We start from the raw sequence: 21,555 nt of genomic DNA, 5'->3' as shown, positions 1-21,555 counted from the left end.
CCCCGCGGCTGCCTCCTATACGCATCTCGCGCTCCCGCGGAGGAGGAACCGGTCGGATTCGTCCAGGGCGAGCAGCGAGAGCACGCCGGGGACTTCGGTGTCGGCGGTGTGCTGCCGCAGCCGCTCGGCCAGGGTCGCGGGGGTGTCGTCGCGTGCGGCGGTGAGCCGCACGATGCCGGCGCCGTGGGCGGTGAGCGCCGCCGCCACCGCGTCGGCGGCTGCCGTGTCGTGGCCGCTGCCGTCCGGTGTCACCATGACCCATGTTCCGTGCAGCACGGGGGTGTTGGTGCCGCCCGTGATGGGGCGCCACACGGCGTGGTAGCGCAGGGCGTCGACGGTGGAGCGGTCGCGTTGCCGCCGCCGCCAGTCGGAGAGGGCGGGAAGCAGCGCGTCGAGCGGGGTGTCACCGGGCACGTCGAGTTGTTCGGTGAGCGCCGCCACATCGGCCCGTTCGACAGACTCCCAGAACTCCGACTCCGCCGGGTCGGCGGGACCGGCGCCGAGCGTTCCCGCCGCGGCGGGCCCGGTTGGGGCGAGCCAGTAAGTCTTGTGGTCGAACGCGTAGGTGGGCAGGGCGACATGTGTCGCGGTGCTGCCGCGCTCCGCGAAGTACCGCGGCCAGTCCACGTGCGCGCCGGCTATGTGGAGCCGGGCGAGGGCCGCCGTCGCGCAGTGGTCCTCGGGGCGACCGGGACGCAGCATGGGGACGGTGGCCACGTCCCCACCCAGCACTTCCCGGGCGAGGGAGCTGAGCGTGCCGTCCGGGCCGAGTTCGACGCAGGCCGCGACGGACCGGGCGGCGACCGCGCCGAGCGCGTCGGCGAACCGGACGGTCTGCCGGGTGTGCCGCACCCAGTGGTCGGGGTCGGCCAGTTCGGCGGCGGTCAGTTGTCCGCCGGTGACGGTGGAGACGATGGGCACGCGGGGTTCGGTGAACGTGAGCCCGGTGGCGACAGCGCGGAACTCCGCGAGCATCGGGTCCATCAGCGGCGAGTGGAACGCGTGCGACACGGCGAGCCGTTTGGCGCGGGGGAAGCGGGCGGCGAGCGCCGCGACCGTTTCCGCCTCGCCCGAAAGCACCACCGACGTGGGGCCGTTGACCGCCGCGATGCCCACCCGGTCCTCGTGCCCGGCCAGCAGCGGCAGCACGTCGGCCTCGGCGGCCCGCACGGCGACCATCGCCCCACCGGGCGGCAGCGCCCGCATGAGGCGTCCCCGGGCCGCCACGAGGCGGGCGGCGTCCGGGAGTTGAAGGGCTCCGGCGGCGTGGACCGCGGCCAGTTCACCGATGGAGTGGCCGGTGAGCAGCGACGGGCGCACCCCCCACGAGTCCAGCAGCCGGAACAGCGCGATTTCGAGGGCGAACAGCGCGGGCTGCGCCCAGCCCGTGTCGTGCAGCGGTCCGCCGTCGCGTTGACCGGTGCCGCTGTCACCACCGCTGTCCCCGAACACCAGATCGCGCAGGGGTCGTTCACTGTCCAGATACGGGTCCAGCGCGGCGCAGACCTCGTCGAACGCCTCGGCGAACACGGGGTGCGCGGTGTGCAGCTCGGCGCCCATGCCGGTGCGCTGGCCGCCCTGGCCGGCGAAGACGAACGCGACGCGCCCGTCCGGCGCCGCCGTTCCGGTGAAGGTGCCGGGCGGTGTCTCGCTCCGGGCGAGGGCGGTGAGCCCGGCCAGGAGCTGGTCACGGTCGGCGGCGACAACGGCGGCGCGGTGCGGCAGCGCGGCCCGCGTGGTGGCCAGGGCGTGGCCGATGTCGACCGCGGGCCGCCCCGGCACCTCGGTGGCGAGATGCGCGTGCAGCCGTGCAGCTTGGGCGCGCAGCGCGCCGGGCGTCATCGCGGACAGCACCCACGGCACGGCTCCGGAGGGGGGCGCGGGCGTGTCGCCGGTGCCGGAGTGCCGCTGCGGAGCCGGAAGTTCGGGGGCCTGCTCGATGATGACGTGGGCGTTGGTGCCGCTCACCCCGAACGACGACACCCCGGCGCGGCGCGGCGATCCGTTCGTCTCCGGTCCGGGCCAGGGCCGTGGTGTCGTCAGCAGCTTCACCGGGCCGGAGTCCCAGTCGACGTGCGGGGACGGCTCCCCGGCGTGCAGGGTGGGGGGCAACTCCCCGTGCCCGAGGGCCAGCACCATCTTCATGATTCCGGCGACCCCGGCGGCGGCCTGGGTGTGGCCGAGGTTCGACTTCACCGAGCCCAGCCACAGCGGGCGTTCGGCGGGCCGGTCCTGGCCGTAGGTCGCGAGCAGCGCCTCGGCCTCGATCGGATCCCCGAGCCGGGTACCGGTGCCGTGCGCCTCGACCGCGTCGATGTCGGCAGGCGAGAGACCGGCGTTGGCGAGGGCCTGGCGGATGACGCGCTGCTGGGCGGGGCCGTTGGGCGCGGTCATGCCGTTGGACGCGCCGTCCTGGTTGACGGCCGAACCGCGCACCACGGCGAGCACCGGGTGACCGTTGCGGCGGGCGTCGGACAGCCGTTCCAGCAGCAACATCCCGGCGCCCTCGGACAGTCCGGTTCCGTCGGCGTCGGCGGCGAAAGCGCGGCACCGGCCGTCCGGGGACAGCCCGCGCTGGCGGCTGAACCCGATGAGCGCGCCCGGAGTGGCCATCACCGTCACCCCGCCCGCGAGAGCCAGGCCGCATTCACCGCGCCGCAGCGCCTGCGCGGCCAGATGGAGCGCGACGAGGGACGACGAGCAGGCCGTGTCCACCGTCATCGCGGGCCCTTCGAGACCCAGCGTGTACGCGATCCGTCCGGAGAGCACGGCCGCCGAGTTGGCCGTCAGCAGATGCCCCTCGTCGACCCCGTCCCGGTCGTCGTCCCCGCCCGACTGAGCGGAACCGGCCGCGTAGTCCTGGCCGTTGGTGCCGGCGAACACCCCGGTCGGGGTGGCGCGCAGCGCGGTCGGAGCGATACCGGCACGTTCGACGGCCTCCCAGGTGACCTCCAGCAGCAGCCGTTGCTGCGGGTCCATGGCGAGGGCCTCACGCGGCGAGATACGGAACGGCTCGGGGTCGAAGTCGCCCGCGCCGTACAGGAATCCCCCTTCGCGGACCGAGCAGCGGCCCGGGGTGCCCGGGGCGGGGTCGTACAACGCGTCGAGATCCCATCCCCGGTCGGCGGGGAACGGGGTGATGGCTTCCCGGCCGTCGGCGAGCAACCGCCACAGCGCCTCGGGGCTGTCCGCGTCGCCGGGGAAACGGCAGGCCATGCCGATGATCGCGATCGGGTCGTCAACGGTTCGCCGCTCCCCGGCCGTTGTCGTTGCTTCGGTGCCCGATAGGTCACCGCCCGGGCCGCCGACCTCCGTTGCCAGATGCGCGGCGAGAGCGGCGGGCGTCGGGTGGTCGAAGACGACGGTCGGCGGCAGTCGGAGCGCCGTCGCCGCGCCGATCCGGTTCCGCAGCTCCATCGCGGCGAGCGAGTCGAAGCCCAGCTCCCGGAAGGCTCGTTCGGGCGCGATGGTGCGGGCCGTGGCGTCCGGCGTGTCGTGGCCGAGGATCGCGGCGACGTGTGTGCGGACCAGATCCAGCAGGTGATCGCGCAGTTCACCCGGAGGCAGGGCGGCCAGGCGCTTCGCCTCGGCGTCGGCGCGTCCGTCGCCCGCCGTGGAGCGGGCCACCGTGCGGCGCCCGGGCGTACGGACCAACCCCCGCAGCAGCGCGGGCGGCCCGCCCGCCGCGTCGGAACGGGCGCGCAGCGCGGCCGGGTCGAGACGGACGGGCACCAGGGCCGGGTCGGTCGCGGATGCGGTCAGCGCCGTGTCGAACAACGCCAGCGCCTCGTCCACCGGCAGCGGGACGATGCCCGAACGGCCCATCCGGGCCAGGTCGGTTGCCGCCAGGTGGGTCTGCTCACCCCGCTCGGCCCACACGCCCCACGCGAGGGACACGGCGGGCAGCCCCGCGGCGGCCCGGTGGTGGGCGAGAGCGTCGAGGCACGCGTTGCCCGCCGCGTACGCGCCTTGTCCGGCGCCGCCCACGACCCCGGCGAGGGACGAGAACAGCACGAACGCCGACAGGTTCAGGTGGCGGGTCAACTCGTGCAGGTGCCACGCGGCGTCGGCCTTGGCGCGCAGCACGCGGTCGAGTTGGCCGGCGGTGAGGGGCGCGACGAGGCCCCCGTCGACCACGGCCGCGGCGTGCACCACCGCGGTCAGGGGCCGCTCCGCCGGGATGCCGCTCAATGTGTCGGCCAGCGCCGCGCGTTCGGTGGCGTCGCAGGCGGCGACGGTGACCTCGGTGCCCAGCGCGGCGAGTTCCGCGCGCAACGCGTCCGCGCCCTCGGCGTCCGGGCCCCGGCGACTGGTCAGGAGCAGGTGGCGGACGCCGTGCGCGGTGACGAGATGACGGGCCACGAGGCGCCCGAGAGCTCCCGTGCCGCCGGTGATCAGCACCGTTCCGTCCGGGTCGAGCGGTGGTGTCGTCGTTGGCACCGCATCGGTCGGCGCCCCGGGTTCGTCGGCGGGGACGTGCGCCAGGCGCGGCACCAGCATCTGCGGGGCGCCGTCATCGCCGTCGCGGAGGGCGAGTTGGGGTTCGCCGGTGGCGACGGCCGCAGGTAGGGCGTCATACGCGCCACCGTCGTCGTTCCGTGCATCCAGGTCGATGAGGACGAGCCGGTCCGGGTGTTCGGTCTGCGCGGAGCGGACCAGGCCCCACACGGCCGCGTGCCCCAGATCGCCGCCCCCGGCCGCCGCGTTGGGCGGTGTCGCGCCACGTGTCAGCAGGACCAGGCGGGACGCCGCGAGCCGTTCGTCCGCGAGCCAGGCGCGGACCAGGGTGAGCGCCCGCGCGGCCGTGTCGCGCACGGACTGCGGACCACCGCCGCCCTCCCCGTTCCTGCCGCTGTCGTCCCTGTCGATCTCGCCGTGCGTGCGCGGTAGTTCAGCCATCACCGCGTCGGGCGGGGTGGTCCCCGACGCGGTGACGGCCTCCGCCAGCGCCGCCACATCGGGATACGACGGGGCGCGCAGCGCACGCGCCGCCGTTCGCGGACCGTCCTGATCGCCAGGGGCGGTCAGAACGGCCCAGCGGCGCGCGTCCTGGGGGCCGGACGCGGTGGCGTCCAGCCGTAGCGGCGTCCAGTCGACGCGGTACAGCGCCTCGTGCCGCGCGGCGCCCGGGCCCCGCAGATCCTCGGGCGCCGTCGAGCGGAACGTCAGGGCTGACACGGACAGCACCGCGCGGCCCGTCACGTCGGCGGCCGTCACCGCCACCCGGTCCTGCCCGGTCGCCGCAATCCTGACCCGCAACTCCGTCGCGCCGGAGGCGTGCAGGCACACGTCCTCCCAGGCGAACGCGAGCCGGCCGTCCGGGGCATCACCGAGCGGCCCGAACCCGACGGCGTGCAGCGCCGCGTCGAGCAGCGCGGGGTGCAGGGCGAAACCGGCCGGGTCCACCCCCTGCGGCAGGGCGACTTCGGCGAACACCTCGTCACCGCGCCGCCATGCGGCCCGCAACCCACGGAAGGCCGGGCCGTAGTCGAACGACCGCTCCGCGAGCCGGTCGTAGAAGCCGGTGAGGTCCAGCGGCGTCGTGCCGGGTGGCGGCCACGCGGTGAACGCCTCCGGCTCCGCCGCCTGAGCCACTCCGCCCGTTTCCGCGTCGCCGGGGGCCAGGACGCCCGTTCCGTGGCAGGTCCAGGCGGCGTCCGGCAACGCGTCGTCCGGACGCGACCAGACGCCCAACGCGCGCCGCCCCGCCGCGTCGGCCGCACCGACCGACACCTGCACGGCGACCCCACCGCCCTGGCCGTGACCCGGGAGGACGAACGGCGCCTGGTGCGTCAGCTCCTCCAGCCGTTCGCAGCCGACGTGATCGCCCGCCTGGACGGCCAGTTCGACGAAGGCGGTGCCCGGCAGGATCAGCGTGTCCAGCACCACGTGATCCGCGAGCCACGGGTGGGTCCGCGCCGACAAGTGCCCGGACAGCAGCAGGCCGTCCGCGTCCGCCGGTGTGACGACCGCTCCCAGCATGGGGTGTTGGGCCGCCCCCAGCCCCAGACCGGCCGCATCCCCCGCGGCCGGCGGCGCGTCCAGCCAGAACCGCCGCCGCTGGAACGGGTAGGTCGGCAACGCCACCACGCGGGCGCCCGTTCCCGCGAACACCGCGCTCCAGTCGACTTCCACACCGTGCACATGGGCCTCGGCCGCCGACCGCAGGAACCGGTCCAGCCCGCCCTCGTCCCGGCGCAGGGTGCCCAGCGCGGCGGCCGAACTGCCCATCGCGTGCAACGTCTCCTGCAGACCGACGGTCAGCACCGGGTGCGGACTCATCTCGATGAGCGCGCCATGCCCGTCACCGACCAGCGCCCGGGTGACCTCCTCGAACCGGACCGTCCGCCGCAGATTCCGGTACCAGTAGTCGGCGTCCAACTCCGTGGTGTCCAACGGCCCCCCGGTGACCGCGGAGTAGAACAGCACATCCGGGGCGGAACGCGGCGCGATGCCCGCCAGGTCGGCGAGGACCCGGTCACGCACCGCCTCGACGTGCGGTCCGTGCGACGCGTAGTCGACGGCGATGAGCCGGGCCCGCACCTCGTCGGCTGCCAGCTCGTCGCGGAGCCGGCGCAGCGCGTCGGGATCGCCGGAAAGCACCACCGAGGCGGGGCTGTTGACCGCAGCGACGGAGAGCCGGTCCCCCCACGGCTCCAGGCGCGGAGCGAGCAGCTCGGGCGACAGGGCGACCGACATCATGCCGCCCTGCCCGGCCAGCGCGATCAGGGCCCGGCTGCGCAGAGCGACCACCCGGGCCGCGTCGTCCAGAGAGAGCGCGCCCGCCACGCAGGCGGCGGCGATCTCGCCCTGACTGTGACCCGCGACGGCGGCCGGATGGACACCATGATGACGCCACAGCTCGGCCAGGGACACCATGACGGCGAACAGGACCGGTTGCACCACATCCACCCGGTCCAGCCCCGGCGCGCCCGGCACTTGCCGCAGCACGTCGGGCAACGACCAATCCACATACGGGGTGAGCGCGTCGGCACAGGCGTGCAGCCGGTCGCGGAACACCGGTGAGTCGTCCAGGAGCCGCAGCGCCATGCCCGGCCACTGCGAGCCCTGCCCGGGAAACACGAACGCGACCTGACGTGCGGCGGCGTTCTCGGCAGCGCCCCTGACCAGGGTCGCGGCACCCGACACCGGGGACCCGCCGGCCAGTTCCGGCAGACCGGGCGCATCCGCCGGGCCGGACGCGGGAACAGGGCCGGGCGGAACGAACAGCACGGCGCGGTGCTGGAACGCGGACCGCGTCGTGGCGAGGGAGAACCCGACGTCGACGGGGTCGAGATCCGGATTCCCGGCCAAGTGCTCCCGCAACCGGCCGGCCTGGGCGGCGAGCGCGTCCTCGTCCCGGGCGGACAGCACCCATGGGACGATCGGCAGCGGTCGGCGGGCCTCCCCCGCCGCCTCGTCGGCGATGTCCGGCCGCGACTCGGCCCCTTGGCCGTCCTCCGGCCCCCGTGCCCGTTCCGGCCGTTCCGGTGTCCGCGCCGCAGGCCGTTCGGAAAGCCGCTCCAAGGGCTGCTCCAGGACCAGATGAGCGTTGGTGCCGCTGACGCCGAACGCGGACACCGCGGCACGACGCGGCCGTTCGTCGCCCGCCTCCGGCCAGGGGACGGGTTCGGTCAGCAGCCGGACCGCGCCGGACTCCCAATCGACGTGCGGCGTCGGCTCGTTGACGTGCAACGTGCGCGGCAGCAGGCCGTTGTGGAGGGCCATCACCATCTTGATGACACCACCGACTCCGGCGGCGGCCTGGGTATGCCCGAGGTTCGACTTCAACGAGCCCAGCCACAAGGGCTGTTCCTCCGGACGCTCCTGTCCGTAGGTGGCCAGCAGCGCCTGCGCCTCGATCGGGTCGCCGAGCGCGGTACCGGTGCCGTGTGCCTCGACGGCATCGATATCGGCCGCGGTGAGGCGAGCGTTGGCCAGGGCCTGGCGGATCACGCGCTGCTGCGACGGGCCGTTGGGCGCGGTGAGGCCGTTGGACGCGCCGTCCTGGTTGACGGCCGAACCCCGGATGACGGCCAGCACCGGATGCCCGTTGCGGCGGGCGTCCGCGAGACGTTCCACGAGCAGTATGCCGACGCCCTCGGACCAGCCGGTTCCGTCCGCCGCCTCCGCGAACGCCTTACACCGTCCATCCGGGGCAAGTCCGCGCTGACGGCTGAACTCGATGAAGGTGCTCGGTGACGCCATTACCGTCACCCCACCGGCCAGGGCGAGTTCGCACTCGTTCTGCCGCAGCGCCTGCACCGCGAGGTGGATCGCGACGAGTGAGGCCGAGCAGGCCGTGTCGATGGTGACGGCCGGCCCTTCGAGGCCGAGGGTGTAGGCGATCCGGCCGGAGGCGACACTGCCGGAGTTCCCCGTGCCGATGTACCCCTCCAGGGCGTCGGGCCGCCGGGGAAGGCGTGACACGTAGTCGTGGTACATCACGCCCACGAACACACCCGTCCGGGTGCCCCGCAACGCGGTCGGCGCGATCGCCGCCCGCTCGACCGACTCCCACGCCGCCTCCAGCAACAACCGCTGCTGCGGGTCCATTGCCAGTGCTTCGCGTGGACCGACACCGAAGAAGGCCGGGTCGAACTCGGCGGCGTCGTGGAGGAATCCGCCCTCACGGGCGTAACTCGTGCCCGGTGCCTCGGGATCCGCGAAGAGCGCGTCGAGGTCCCAGCCCCGGTCGGTCGGGAAGCCGGAGATCGCGTCCCGGCCCTCGGCGACCAGACGCCACAACTCCTCGGGCGTCGTGACCCCGCCCGGGAAGCGGCAGCTCATGCCGACGATCGCGATCGGCTCGTGGTTACGGCTCTCCGCGTCCCGCAGACGCTGACGCACCTGCCGCAGATCGACAGTGGCACGCTTGAGGTAGTCGCGGAGCTTGCTGTCGTCAGTCATTCGTGATCGGTTCCTCATCGGGCCGAGGGCGTGCCGGAGGGTCGGCCTGCCGGGGCACACGGTGCGTGACCGTGAACTTCCGGCGGCGGGTGATCGGTTCAGCTACCGAGTTCGTTGTCGAGCAGTTCGAAGAGTTCGTCGTCGGTCGCCGTCTCAACGGTCTTGGCGGACGTGCGGGCATCGTCAGGACCGCCATCACCGTTGTTGCCGTTGTTGCCGTTGCTTCCGTGCTCAGTGCCGGGCAGCGGATCGGCGTCGTCCGCCCGCCACTTCGAGAGCAAGCTCTCCAGCCGCGTCGCGACCGTTCCCCGCGTCCCCTCGTCGGCGCGGGCCTTGAGGGCCAGAGCCGACAAGGCCGCTTCGAGCCGGTCGACCTCCGCCAGGAGCGAGGCGCCACTCCCCCGCGCGCGTACCGGCAGCGCGGCGTCGAGGTGTTCGGCGAGGGCCGCGGGGTTCGGGTAGTCGAAGAGGAGACTCGTGGGCAGCTTCAGCCCGGTGGCATGGGACAGGCGGTTGCGCAGCTCTACGGCGGTGAGGGAGTCGAAGCCGAGATCCTGGAACGCCTGTCCGGGCCCGACGGCGTCGGCGGACGTATGCCCGAGCACGGCGGCGACCTCGGCCAGCACGGCTCGTTGGAGCAGAAGAAACCGCTTCTTCCCCGTCATGTCCGCCAGTTGCTCCGCCAGCGCCCCGGGCGTCTCCCCGCCGACCGCGACGCGTCGCACCGGCCGCGGCACAAGCCCGCGCAGTACGGCGGGCAGCGGACCCCCGGCAGCGCGATTGCGGAGCGCCGGAAGATGCAGGTGGATCGGTACCAGCAGAGGTTCGCCGGTGCCGTTCTCACGCGTGGCGTTGTCGAAGAGTTCGAGTCCTTCGGTGTCGGTCAGCGCGGTCACGCCGTTGCGGGCCATGCGCTCCAACACCCCGGCGTCCGCCATCCCTTCCGTGCTCGCCCACGGACCCCACGCGAGGGAGGTGCCGGGGAGCTGGTGAGCGTGCCGGTATTGGGCCAGGGCGTCGAGGTAGGCGTTGCCGGCCGCGTACGCGGCCTGGCCCGGACTGCCGAAGATCCCGGCCGCCGAAGAGAACACCACAAACGCCGACAGGTCCATACCCAGAGTGAGTTCGTGCAGATTCCACGCCCCGGCGACCTTCGGCCGCAACACCCTCCCTACCTGTTCGGGTGTCAGACCGGTGACCACCCCGTCATCCAGAACCCCCGCCGCGTGCACGACACCAGCCAGGGTCCGCCCGGACAGGACTTCGGTCAGCGCTTCGCGGTCCGCGACATCACACGCGACCGACACCACCCGCGCACCTGAAGATTCAAGTTCACCGACCAGAGCGTCATCGACAACCCGGCGGCTCAGCAGCAACAGGTCATCCACCCCGTGGGCCTCGACCAGATGCCGCGCCACCAGCCGGCCCAGCGCACCGGACGCACCCGACACCAACACCGTCCCCCCGCCGAACACCGACCCGCCACCCGCGGCAGCGGCAGGGGCCAGCCTCGGCACCCACAACCCCTCCCCACGCACAGCAACCTGCGACTCACCGGACGCGAGAACAACAGTGACTACCGAGGCGGCATCGCCGTCCTCGTCGAGGTCCAGCAGGACGAACCGGCCCGGATGCTCCGACTGCGCCGAACGCACCAGACCCCACACCCCAGCCTGAGCTGCGTCCGGCGCCTCACCGAACACCGACACCGCACCCCGCGTCACCAACACCAACCGCGCCGCAGCACGCTCCTCATCCGCCAGCCACGACTGCACCAACTCCAGCGCCCACAACACACCCGCCTCAGCACCCACCCCACCAGGACAGGAGACAACCGAAGCTGCGGAAGAGACCTCACTGACACCGGACAGGTCAGCCTTCTCCCACACCACCCGGTAGAGCGCGGAGTTCGTCTCCTGGACAACGGCGGCGAGTTGTTCGGCTGATATCGGCCGCAGAACGAGCGACTCCACCGCGACGACCGGTAGTCCAGCCGCATCCACCCCGACCAGCGAGAACGAGTCCTCGCCAGTGCGCGACACACGCACCCGCAACACCGACGCACCCGAAGCGAACACCCGCACACCCGCACACGAGAACGGCACCCGAGCCGAATCGCCCTCATCCATCAAGCCGATGACGTGCAACGCCGCATCCAGCAAAGCCGGATGCACACCAAAACCAGCAGTGCTCACCCCCTCCGGCAGCGCCACCTCGGCACAGACATCACCACCCACCCGCCACGCCGCACGCACCCCACGAAACACCGGCCCATACACCAAACCCGAACCCGCAAGACGCTCATACAACGCCTCGATGTCCTCGGACGCCGGCGCCTCCGGCCAGTCACCCGCATCAACGCTTAGGCCGGATCCGGCGGTCACCGAGCCCACGGCATGGCACAGCCACTCCCCGCCCGGACGCCGCGAGAACACCTTCACGGGCCGGGCCGCCGACTCATCGGCATGGCCGACAGTCGCCCGAATGTCCAGCGGTTCCTGCTCAGGGACAACCATGGGACTCTGAAAGGTCAATTCCTCAACGCGGTCGCACCCGACCTCACGCCCGGCCCTCAAAGCGAGGTCCACGAGAGCCATGCCGGGGACCAAGACCGAGCCCATGGCCGCGTGATCCGCCAGCCACGCGTGCTCGGCCAGCGACAACCGCCCGGTAAAAACGGCACCGTCTCCTTCCGGGAGCGCGACCGCCGCGCCGAGCAACGGATGCCCGGCTACCTCCAAGCCCATACTCGACAGGTCACCGGCCTGCGGTTCGCCTGCCAGCCAGAAACGACGTCGCTGAAAGGCGTAGGTCGGCAGATCGACGTGGCGGGCTCCGGTTCCGGCGAAGACCTTCGCCCAGTCCACTGGCACGCCGTGAACGTGGAGTTCAGCGACAGCGGCCGACAGTGCGACATCCTCGGGCCGGTCCTTGCGCAGGACGGGCACGACAACAGCCGACTCATCCACCAGCTCGCGGGTCAGCGCCGCCAACGTCCCGCCCGGGCCGACCTCGACGAACGCACTCACCTCCCGCCCCGCAAGAGCCTGGACGACCTCGGCGAAACGGACCGGCTCGCGGATCTGCCGCACCCAGTACGACGGATCGGTGAACTCCCCACCGGACGAGGCCGGGACCACCGGCAGCGTCGGTGGGTTGAACACCACGCCCGACAACTCTTCCTCGAACGCGGCGAGCATCGGCTCCATCAGCGGTGAGTGGAACGCGTGCGACACCGCCAGCGGCTTGGTCTTGAGCCCGGCCGTGACCTCAGCGACTGCCGCTTCTTCCCCGGAGATCACCACGGACGACGGGCCGTTGACCGCCGCGATCCCCACCCGGTCCTCAAAACCGGCAAGACGCGCACGTACCTGCTCCTCCGCAAGCGGAACGGCGACCATCACACCGCCCGCAGGCAGACCACCCATCAATCGGCCACGCGCCACCACCAAACGGGCCGCATCCTCCAACGACAGCCCCCCCGCCACATGCGCGGCGGCGAACTCCCCCACCGAATGCCCCGCCACCACACCCGGCCGCACACCCCACGACTCAAGAAGCCGGAACAACGCCACCTCAACCGCGAACAACCCAGGCTGCGCAACAACCGTGTCGTCGACAGACTCCGACCCGAGCACGTCACGTAGGGAACACGTCAGATAGGCATCCACATGCGCGCACACCTCATCAAAGGCATCCGCGAAAACAGGGAACGCCTGATACAACTCCCGGCCCATACCCGGCCGCTGACTCCCCTGCCCCGAGAACAAGAACCCGACCCGACGCCCGGACGCCGCGACGCCGCGCACCACACCGGCCGCCGACTCACCCCGCACCAGCGCCCGCAGGCCGCCGAGCATCCCGTCCACATCCCCTGCGACCACAGCCGCCCGATGCTCCAACGACGCACGCGACGTTGCCAGGGTGTACGCGACGTCTACGAGAGCCCGGTCGGAGGAGATGTTCTCGACGTGTGCGGCGAGCCGTTGGGCTTGCTGCCTGAGCGCGGCCGGGTCCTTGGCCGACAGCACCCACGGGACCGTGCCCGTTCCACGGTGTGACCGCTCGGCGGCGGCCTCGGTGTTGTACTCCTCAACGATGACGTGAGCGTTGGTGCCGCTGAACCCGAACGAGGAGACGGCGGCTCGACGAGGCTGCCCATGCTCCGGCCACGCGATGTCCCGCGTGAGGAGACTGACGGCTCCGGAAGTCCAATCCACGTGCGGGGAGGGCTCGTCCACGTGCAACGTGCGCGGCAACAACCTGTGCCGCAACGCCAGCACCATCTTGATGACGCCACCCACACCGGCAGCCGCCTGCGTGTGCCCGATGTTCGACTTCAACGACCCCAACCACAACGGCCGTTCTTCCGACCGGTCCTGCCCGTAGGTGGCGAGCAAGGCTTCGGCCTCGATGGGGTCGCCCAGTGTGGTGCCCGTGCCGTGCGCTTCGACCGCGTCGACGTCCGCCGCCGACAGACCGGCGTTCGCCAGGGCCTGGCGGATGACGCGTTGCTGCGATGGGCCGTTGGGAGCTGTCAGACCGTTCGACGCACCGTCCTGATTCACCGCCGAGCCCCGCACCACCGCCAGCACGGGGTGGCCGTTGCGGACCGCGTCCGACAGCCGCTCCACCAGCAGCATCCCCGCGCCCTCGGACCACGCCGTCCCATCCGCACCCGCCGCGAACGCCTTGCACCGGCCATCCGGAGCCAGACCGCCCTGGCGGCTGAACTCCACAAAGGCCGCCGGCCTGGCCATGACGGTGACGCCACCGGCCAGGGCCATGGAGCATTCCCCCTGCCGCAACGCCTGGACAGCGAGATGCAACGCCACCAGCGACGACGAACACGCCGTGTCCACCGTCACCGCCGGGCCCTCCAACCCGAACGTGTAAGCCACCCGCCCGGACATGACGCTTCCCGAACTACCGGTCGCCATGAAGCCCTCGACGTCCTCGGGAGCCGAGTGCAGCCAGGAGCCGTACTCGTGGTACATCGCCCCGGCGAACACCCCGATCGGGGTGCCCTTGACAGATGTGGGGTCGATACCGGCGCGTTCGAACGCCTCCCACGCCGTCTCCAGCAACAGCCGCTGCTGCGGATCCATTGCCAGCGCCTCACGCGGCGAGATCCCGAAAAGGGCAGGGTCGAAGTCCCCCGCGTCGTGGAGGAATCCACCACGCGTAGTGGTCGTGCTCGCGCGACCACTGTCGGTGCCGACGCCCCGCAGCGCAGCCAAGTCCCATCCCCGGTCGGTGGGGAACTCGGAGATCGCGTCGCTTCCGGACGTCACCAATGTCCAGAGATTCTCCGGCGTCCGGACTCCACCGGGGTAGCGGCAGCTCATCCCGACGATCGCGATCGGTTCGTCGGTCGCGGACCGCGTATCAACGACCGCCTGGGACGGACGAGTTCGTCCGGAGACGATCAGCCGTTCCTCAAGGTGACCACTGAGAGCGTCAGGAGTCGGGTAGTCGAACACGACGCTGGCCGGGAGCCGGAGGCCAGTTACCGCTCCGAGTCGATTCCGCAGTTCCACCGATGTCAGTGAGTCAAAGCCCAATTCACGGAAACTATGGCCCGCTTGCACGCCTTCCACCGCGTGGCCCAGGACGGCGGCCACATGGGTCCGGACGATGTCGAGGAGGAGTTTGTGTTGTTCGGTGTCGGGGAGTGCGGCGAGCCGGTGGGACAGGTCGGGGACGGCCGCCGTGGCGGTGGTCGCTGCCCGACGACGGGCCGGAACGCGTACGAGCCCGTTCAGCACACCTGGCAACGCACCACTGCCAGCCCGCATTCGCAACGTGCCAAGCTCCAGTCGGACCGGCACCACCAACGGCTCACCACCGCTCCTGGTGGCCAAGTCGAATAGCGCCAGGCCCTCAGAGTCCGTCAGTGCGGTCACGCCGTTGCGGGCCATGCGCTCCAACGCTTCCGTGTCCGCCATCCCTTCGGCATTCGCCCAGGGACCCCAGGCGAGGGAAGCGGCAGGAAGCTGGTGAGCGTGCCGGTACTGCGCCAGGGCGTCCAGATAGGCGTTGCCCGCCGCATACGCGGCCTGGCCCGGGCTGCCGAAGATCCCGGCCGCCGAAGAGAACACCACAAACGCCGACAGGCCCATGCCGAGGGTGAGTTCGTGCAGATTCCACGCCCCCGCGACCTTCGGCCGCAACACGCCCTCGACCCGCTCCGGTGTCAGACCGGTGACCACACCGTCATCGACGACTCCGGCGGCATGCACCACGCCCGACAGCGACCGCCCGGACAGCACCTCGGCCAGCGCTTCACGGTCCGCGACATCACACGCAACCGACACCACCCGCGCACCGGCACCCTGCAGCTCACCGACCAGAGCCTCATCCACACCCCGACGGCTCAACAGCAACAGGTCACCCACCCCGTGCGCTTCGACCAGATGCCGCGCCACCAGCCGGCCCAACGCACCGGACGCACCCGACACCAACACCGTCCCCCCGCCGAACACCGACCCACCACCCGCCGCAGGAACCGGAACAGGGGCAGGGGCAGGGGCCAGCCTCGGCACCCACAACCCCTCCCCACGCACAGCAACCTGCGACTCACCGGACGCCAACACGGCAGACACCACCACCTCGCACTCGGTGGTCTCATCGAGGTCCAGCAGGACGAACCGGCCCGGGTGCTCCGACTGCGCTGAGCGCACCAGACCCCACACCCCAGCCTGAGCTGCGTCCGGCGCCTCACCGGACACCGACACCGCACCCCGCGTCACCAACATTAACCGCGCCGCAGCACGCTCCTCATCCGCCAGCCACGACTGCACCAACTCCAGCGCCCACAACACACCCGCCTCAGCACCCACCCCACCAGGACAGGAGACGACCGAAGCCGCGGAAGGGACCTCACTGACACCGGACAGGTCAGCCTTCTCCCACACCACCCGGTACAGGGCATCGCCAGAGAGCTGTTGCACCGAAACGGGCCTTAGAACAAGCGACTCCACCGCAACAACCGGAAGTCCAGCCGCATCCACCCCGACCAGCGAGAACGAGTACTCGCCAGTGCGCGACACACGCACCCGCAACACCGACGCACCCGAAGCGAACACCCGCACACCCGCACACGAGAACGGCACCCGAGCCGAATCGCCCTCATCCATCAAGCCGATGGCGTGCAACGCCGCATCCAGCAAAGCCGGATGCACACCGAACCCAGAGACATCCGTCCCCTCCGGCAACGCCACCTCGGCGAAGACATCCCCCCCCACCCGCCACGCCGCACGCACCCCACGGAACACCGGCCCATACACCAAACCCGAACCCGCAAGACGCTCGTACAACGCCTCGATGTCCTCGGGCTCGTTGCCCGCGGAAGGCCAGGAGGAAGGGGTGCTGTCCGGGGCGAGGGCGTCGGGCAGAACGGTTCCGCTGGCGTGCCGTGTCCATGGCTCGTCCGCGTCGGCGTTCTCGGGTCGCGAGCTGATGTGAATCGTGCGCCGGCCGAAGTCGTCCGCACGGCCCACGGCGACCCGTAGGTGCAGCGCTCGTGCATCGGGCAGCAGCACCAGTGGGGCGTGCATCATCAATTCATCGACCTGTCCACAGTCGACTTCCCGGCCCGCTCGCAGCGCGAGTTCGAGGAATGCCGTGCCGGGCGCCAGGACAGCTCCGTGAACCATGTGGTCGGTCAGCCATGGTTGGTCGGCCAGCGACAACCGCCCTGTCAGCACCGCCCCTTCGCCATCGGGCAGGACAACTGCCGCGCCGAGCAACGGGTGACCGGTGGCGCTCAGACCCGCTTCCGCGAGGTCGCCTCGCAGGCGTGGTGCATCCAGCCAGTAGCGTTGCCGTTGGAAGGCGTAGGTCGGCAGATCGACGTGGCGGGCGCCCGTTCCGTTGAAGATGCCCGGCCAGTTGACCTCTACGCCGTGGACGTGGAGTTCAGCGACAGCGGCCGACAGTGCAACATCCTCGGGCCGGTCCTTGCGCAGGACGGGCACGACAACAGCCGACTCATCCACCAGCTCACGCGCCAGCGCCGCCAACGTCCCACCCGGACCAACCTCGACGAACGCACTCACCTCCCGCCCCGCCAGCGCCTGCACGGCGTCGGCGAAGCGGACCGGCTCGCGGATCTGCCGCACCCCGTACGACGGATCCGTGAACTCCCCACCGGAGCAGGCCGGAACAACAGGCAGTGTCGGCGGGCTGAACACCACACCCGCGAGTTCCTCCTCGAACGCGGCGAGCATCGGCTCCATCAACGGCGAGTGGAACGCGTGCGACACCGCTAGCCGCTTGGTCTTGAGCCCGGCCGTGACCTCAGCGACGGCCGCTTCCTCCCCGGAGACCACCAGGGACGACGGGCCGTTGACCGCCGCGATCCCCACCCGGTCCTCGAAACCGGCCAGACGGGACAGGACTTCCTCTTCCGGGAGCCGGACGGCGACCATCACACCGCCCGCAGGCAGACCACCCATCAACCGGCCACGCGCCACCACCAAGCGGGCCGCATCCTCCAACGACAGCACCCCCGCCACGTGCGCGGCGGCGAACTCCCCCACCGAGTGTCCCGCCACCACATCCGGCCGCACACCCCACGACTCAAGAAGCCGGAACAACGCCACCTCAACCGCGAACAACCCAGGCTGCGCAACAACCGTCCCGTTCACCGCCTCCGACCCCAACAGATCCCGCAACGGCAAACCCACCACCGCACACACCTCATCAAAGGCATCCGCGAAAACAGGGAACGCCTCACACAACTCCCGGCCCATACCCAACCGCTGACTCCCCTGGCCGGAGAACAAGAACCCGACCCGACGCCCCGACGTCGCAACGCCGGTGACGAGCCCCTTCGTTGGCTCACCCGCGGCCAGAGCGGTGAGTACGCGCCGTACGTCGCCGTGGTCGGATGCGATCACCGCGGCTCGGTGGTCCAGGGCACTGCGGGTCGTGGCGAGGGACAGCGCGAGGTCGGCCAGGTTGACCTCGGGGTGGTTCTCGACGTGTGCGACCAGCCGTTCGGCTTGGGCCTTGAGTGCCGCCGCGTCCTTTCCGGACAGCACGAGCGGCAGAACGGGGGACACCATCCCGGCACGAACGGGACCGAGCGCTGCGGAAGTCGGCGTCGGGGCTTGCTCAACGATGACGTGGGCATTGGTGCCGCTGAACCCGAACGACGACACCGCCGCACGGCGCGGGTGGCCGTTCTCCGTCCAGGTGACGGGCTCGGTCAGCAGACGCACCGCACCCGCCGACCAGTCCACGTGCGGGGAGGGCTCGTCCACGTGCAACGTGCGCGGCAATAACCCATGCCGCAACGCCAGCACCATCTTGATCACACCACCCACACCGGCAGCCGCCTGCGCATGCCCGATGTTCGACTTCAACGACCCCAACCACAACGGACGTTCTTCCGACCGGTCCTGCCCGTACGTGGCAAGCAACGCCTGCGCCTCGATCGGATCACCCAGCGACGTCCCCGTCCCATGCCCCTCGACCGCATCCACATCGGCCGCCGACAGACCGGCACTTGCCAGCGCCTGGCGGATGACGCGCTGCTGCGACGGACCATTGGGAGCCGTCAGACCGTTCGACGCACCGTCCTGATTCACCGCCGAACCCCGCACGACCGCCAGCACCGGATGACCGTTACGCACCGCGTCCGACAGCCGCTCCACCAGCAGCATCCCCACACCCTCGGACCACGCCGTCCCATCCGCCCCCGCCGCGAACGCCTTGCACCGGCCATCCGCCGCCAACCCGCGCTGACGGCTGAACTCCACAAAGGCCGTTGGCGTCGTCATCGCGGTGACCCCGCCGGCGAGGGCCATGGAGCATTCCCCCTGCCGCAACGCCTGGACAGCGAGGTGCAACGCCACCAGCGACGACGAACACGCCGTGTCCACCGTCACCGCCGGGCCCTCCAGCCCGAACGTGTAAGCCACCCGCCCGGAGACCACGCTCGCGGCGCCGCCGGTCCCGATGTAGCCCTCGACGTCCTCCACCGCATGCTGGAGAACGGTCGTGTGATCGTGGTACATGACCCCCGCGAACACACCGGTCCGGCTGCCCTTCAGCGAGGCCGGGTCGATACCGGCGCGTTCGATCGCCTCCCAGGAAGCCTCCAGCAACAGCCGCTGCTGCGGATCCATGCTCAGCGCCTCGCGCGGAGATATCTCGAAGAGGCCGGCGTCGAACATGTCGTTGCCTTCGAGAAATCCCCCCTCACGTACGTGGGTTGTTCCTCGGGTGTCTGGGTCCGGGTCGTACAGGGACTCCAAGTCCCATCCCCGGTCGGCCGGGAACCCCGAGATCGCGTCGCCACCCTTGACGAGGAGCTCCCACAATTCCTCGGGCGAGCGGACGCCACCGGGGTAGCGACAACTCATCCCGACGATGGCGATGGGTTCGCGCTGCGCCTCGTCCATCTCCTGAAGTCGCTCCCGAGCTTCGTGCAGTTCCGTCGTCACGCGCCGGAGGAAGTAGCGCAGTTTCTGCTCGTTGTCCACGAGGGTCGCCCCTTACGAAAAGTCGTGAGTGTGGGGAGGGCGGGAACGGCCGGGCCGGCTGATGCCCGACCGGTTCCGTCAGGAGATGCCGAATTCCTTGCCGATGAACTCGAATACCTCGTCGTCGCTGGCGGATTCGAGTTCGGCGACGTCGCGAGCCGTGGATTCATCGGCCTGTGCCGGGGAGGAAGAGGTATGTGCCCACCGGGTCATCAGCGGGCGAAGCCGTGAGGTGATGGCCGTGCGGCCGTCATCGTCAGGTGCGGTGGCGAGGAGCGCCGATTCGAGCCGGTCCATTTCGCTGAGAACGCGCGCGACTTCGGAGCGATCGGGGGCCAGTTCCGTGCGCAGATGCTCCACCAGGTCTCGGGGGGTCGGGTAGTCGAAGATCAGGCTGCTCGGCAACCGGAGCCCGGTTCCCTTCGCCAGCCTGTTGCGCAGTTCGATGGCCGTGAGAGAGTCGAAGCCCATGTCCCGCAACGCCTGCCCCGGCCGGATGGAACGCGAAGACGCAATGCCGAGCACTGCTGAGACCTGCTCGCGGACGATGTCGAGGAGGAGTTTGTGTTGTTCGGTGTCGGGGAGTGCGGCGAGCCGGTGGGACAGGTCGGGGACGGCCGCCGTGGCGGTGGTCGCTGCCCGACGACGGGCCGGAACGCGTACGAGCCCGTTCAGCACACCTGGCAACGCGCCACTGCCAGCCCGCATTCGCAACGTGCCAAGCTCCAGTCGGACCGGCACCACCAACGGCTCACCACCGCTCCTGGTGGCGTTGTCGAAGAGTGCGAGTCCTTCGGTGTCGGTCAGTGCGGTCACGCCGTTGCGGGCCATGCGCTCCAACGCTTCCGTCTCCGCCATCCCTTCCGTGCTCGCCCACGGCCCCCACGCGAGGGAGGTGGCGGGGAGCTGATGGGCGTGCCGGTACTGGGCCAGGGCGTCCAGGTAGGCGTTGCCCGCCGCGTACGCGGCCTGGCCCGGGCTGCCGAAGATCCCGGCGGCCGAGGAGAACACCACAAACGCCGACAGGTCCATGCCGAGGGTGAGTTCGTGAAGATTCCACGCCCCCGCGACCTTCGGCCGCAACACCCTACCTACCTGTTCGGGGGTCAGACCGGTGACCACACCGTCATCCAGAACCCCCGCCGCGTGCACGACACCAGCCAAGGTCCGCCCGGACAGGACTTCGGCCAGCGCTTCACGGTCCGCGACATCGCACGCAACCGACACCACCCGCGCACCGGCACCCTGCAGCTCACTGACCAGAGCCTCATCGACACCCCGGCGGCTCAGCAGCAACAGGTCATCCACCCCGTGCGCTTCGACCAGATGCCGCGCCACCAGCCGGCCCAGCGCACCGGACGCTCCCGACACCAACACCGTCCCCCCGCCGAACACCGACCCACCACCCGCCACAGGAACAGGGGCAGGGGCGGGGGCAGGGGCCAGCCTCGGCACCCACAACCCCTCCGCACGCACAGCAACCTGCGACTCGCCGGACGCGAGAACAGCAGTGACTACCGAGGCGGCATCGCCGTCCTCGTCGAGGTCCAGCAGGACGAACCGGCCCGGGTGCTCCGACTGCGCTGAGCGCACCAGACCCCACACCGCAGCCTGAGCTGCGTCCGGCGCCTCACCGGACACCGACACCGCACCCCGCGTCACCAACACCAACCGCGCCGCAGCACGCTCCTCATCCGCCAGCCACGACTGCACCAACTCCAGCGCCCACAACACACCCGTTTCGGGGTCGCCATCGCCGGTCCCAGGCCAGGGAACGATCACTGCACCTGGTGAACTGCCGTTCAGGCTCGCGAGATTCGCGTGCACCTCGACGGTCACGGGCAATGCCTCGGGCTCCGGCAGCGTCTGCCACACGACCCGGTACAACGAGTTGGTCTGGGCGCTCCGCGCAGCGTCGAGTTGCTCCGCGGAGACGGGCCTCAGTACAAGCGACTCCACCGCGACAACCGGCTGTCCGTCAGCGTCCATTCCGATCAGCGAGAAGGTGTCCTCGCCGGTCTGCGCCACACGCACCCGCAACACCGACGCACCCGAAGCGAACACCCGCACACCCGCACACGAGAACGGCACCCGAGCCGAATCGCCCTCATCCATCAAGCCGATGGCGTGCAACGCCGCATCCAGCAAAGCC

3 protein-coding genes are annotated in these 21,555 nt (G+C 71.0%); all 3 read right to left on the bottom strand.

Going from position 1 to position 21,555, the window contains the following annotated elements:
• Positions 1–15 precede the first annotated feature (15 nt).
• Positions 16–8,928, bottom strand: coding sequence for a type I polyketide synthase (locus tag BN2279_RS04745; protein ID WP_407702187.1), 8,913 nt, complete (start codon positions 8,926–8,928; stop codon positions 16–18).
• Positions 8,929–9,008: 80 nt separating this feature from the next.
• The gene (locus tag BN2279_RS04740; protein ID WP_059006774.1) at positions 9,009–19,403 is read right to left on the bottom strand and encodes a type I polyketide synthase; all 10,395 of its coding nucleotides are present in this window, start codon (positions 19,401–19,403) and stop codon (positions 9,009–9,011) included.
• A 78-nt stretch (positions 19,404–19,481) separates the two neighbouring features.
• Positions 19,482–21,555 (bottom strand): type I polyketide synthase (locus tag BN2279_RS04735; RefSeq protein ID WP_159037065.1); only part of this gene is annotated, 2,074 nt, incomplete at its 5' end.

The sequence above is a fragment of the Streptomyces specialis genome, from assembly GCF_001493375.1.
GTDB lineage: Bacteria > Actinomycetota > Actinomycetes > Streptomycetales > Streptomycetaceae > Streptomyces > Streptomyces specialis.
This window is presented reverse-complemented; position numbering and strand designations above follow the sequence as displayed.

What these genes read in the sequence shown, in the direction of transcription:
- BN2279_RS04745 (WP_407702187.1), bottom strand. Translation starts at nt 8,928, where the DNA reads ATGAGGAACCGATCACGAATGACTGACGACAGCAAGCTCCGCGACTAC.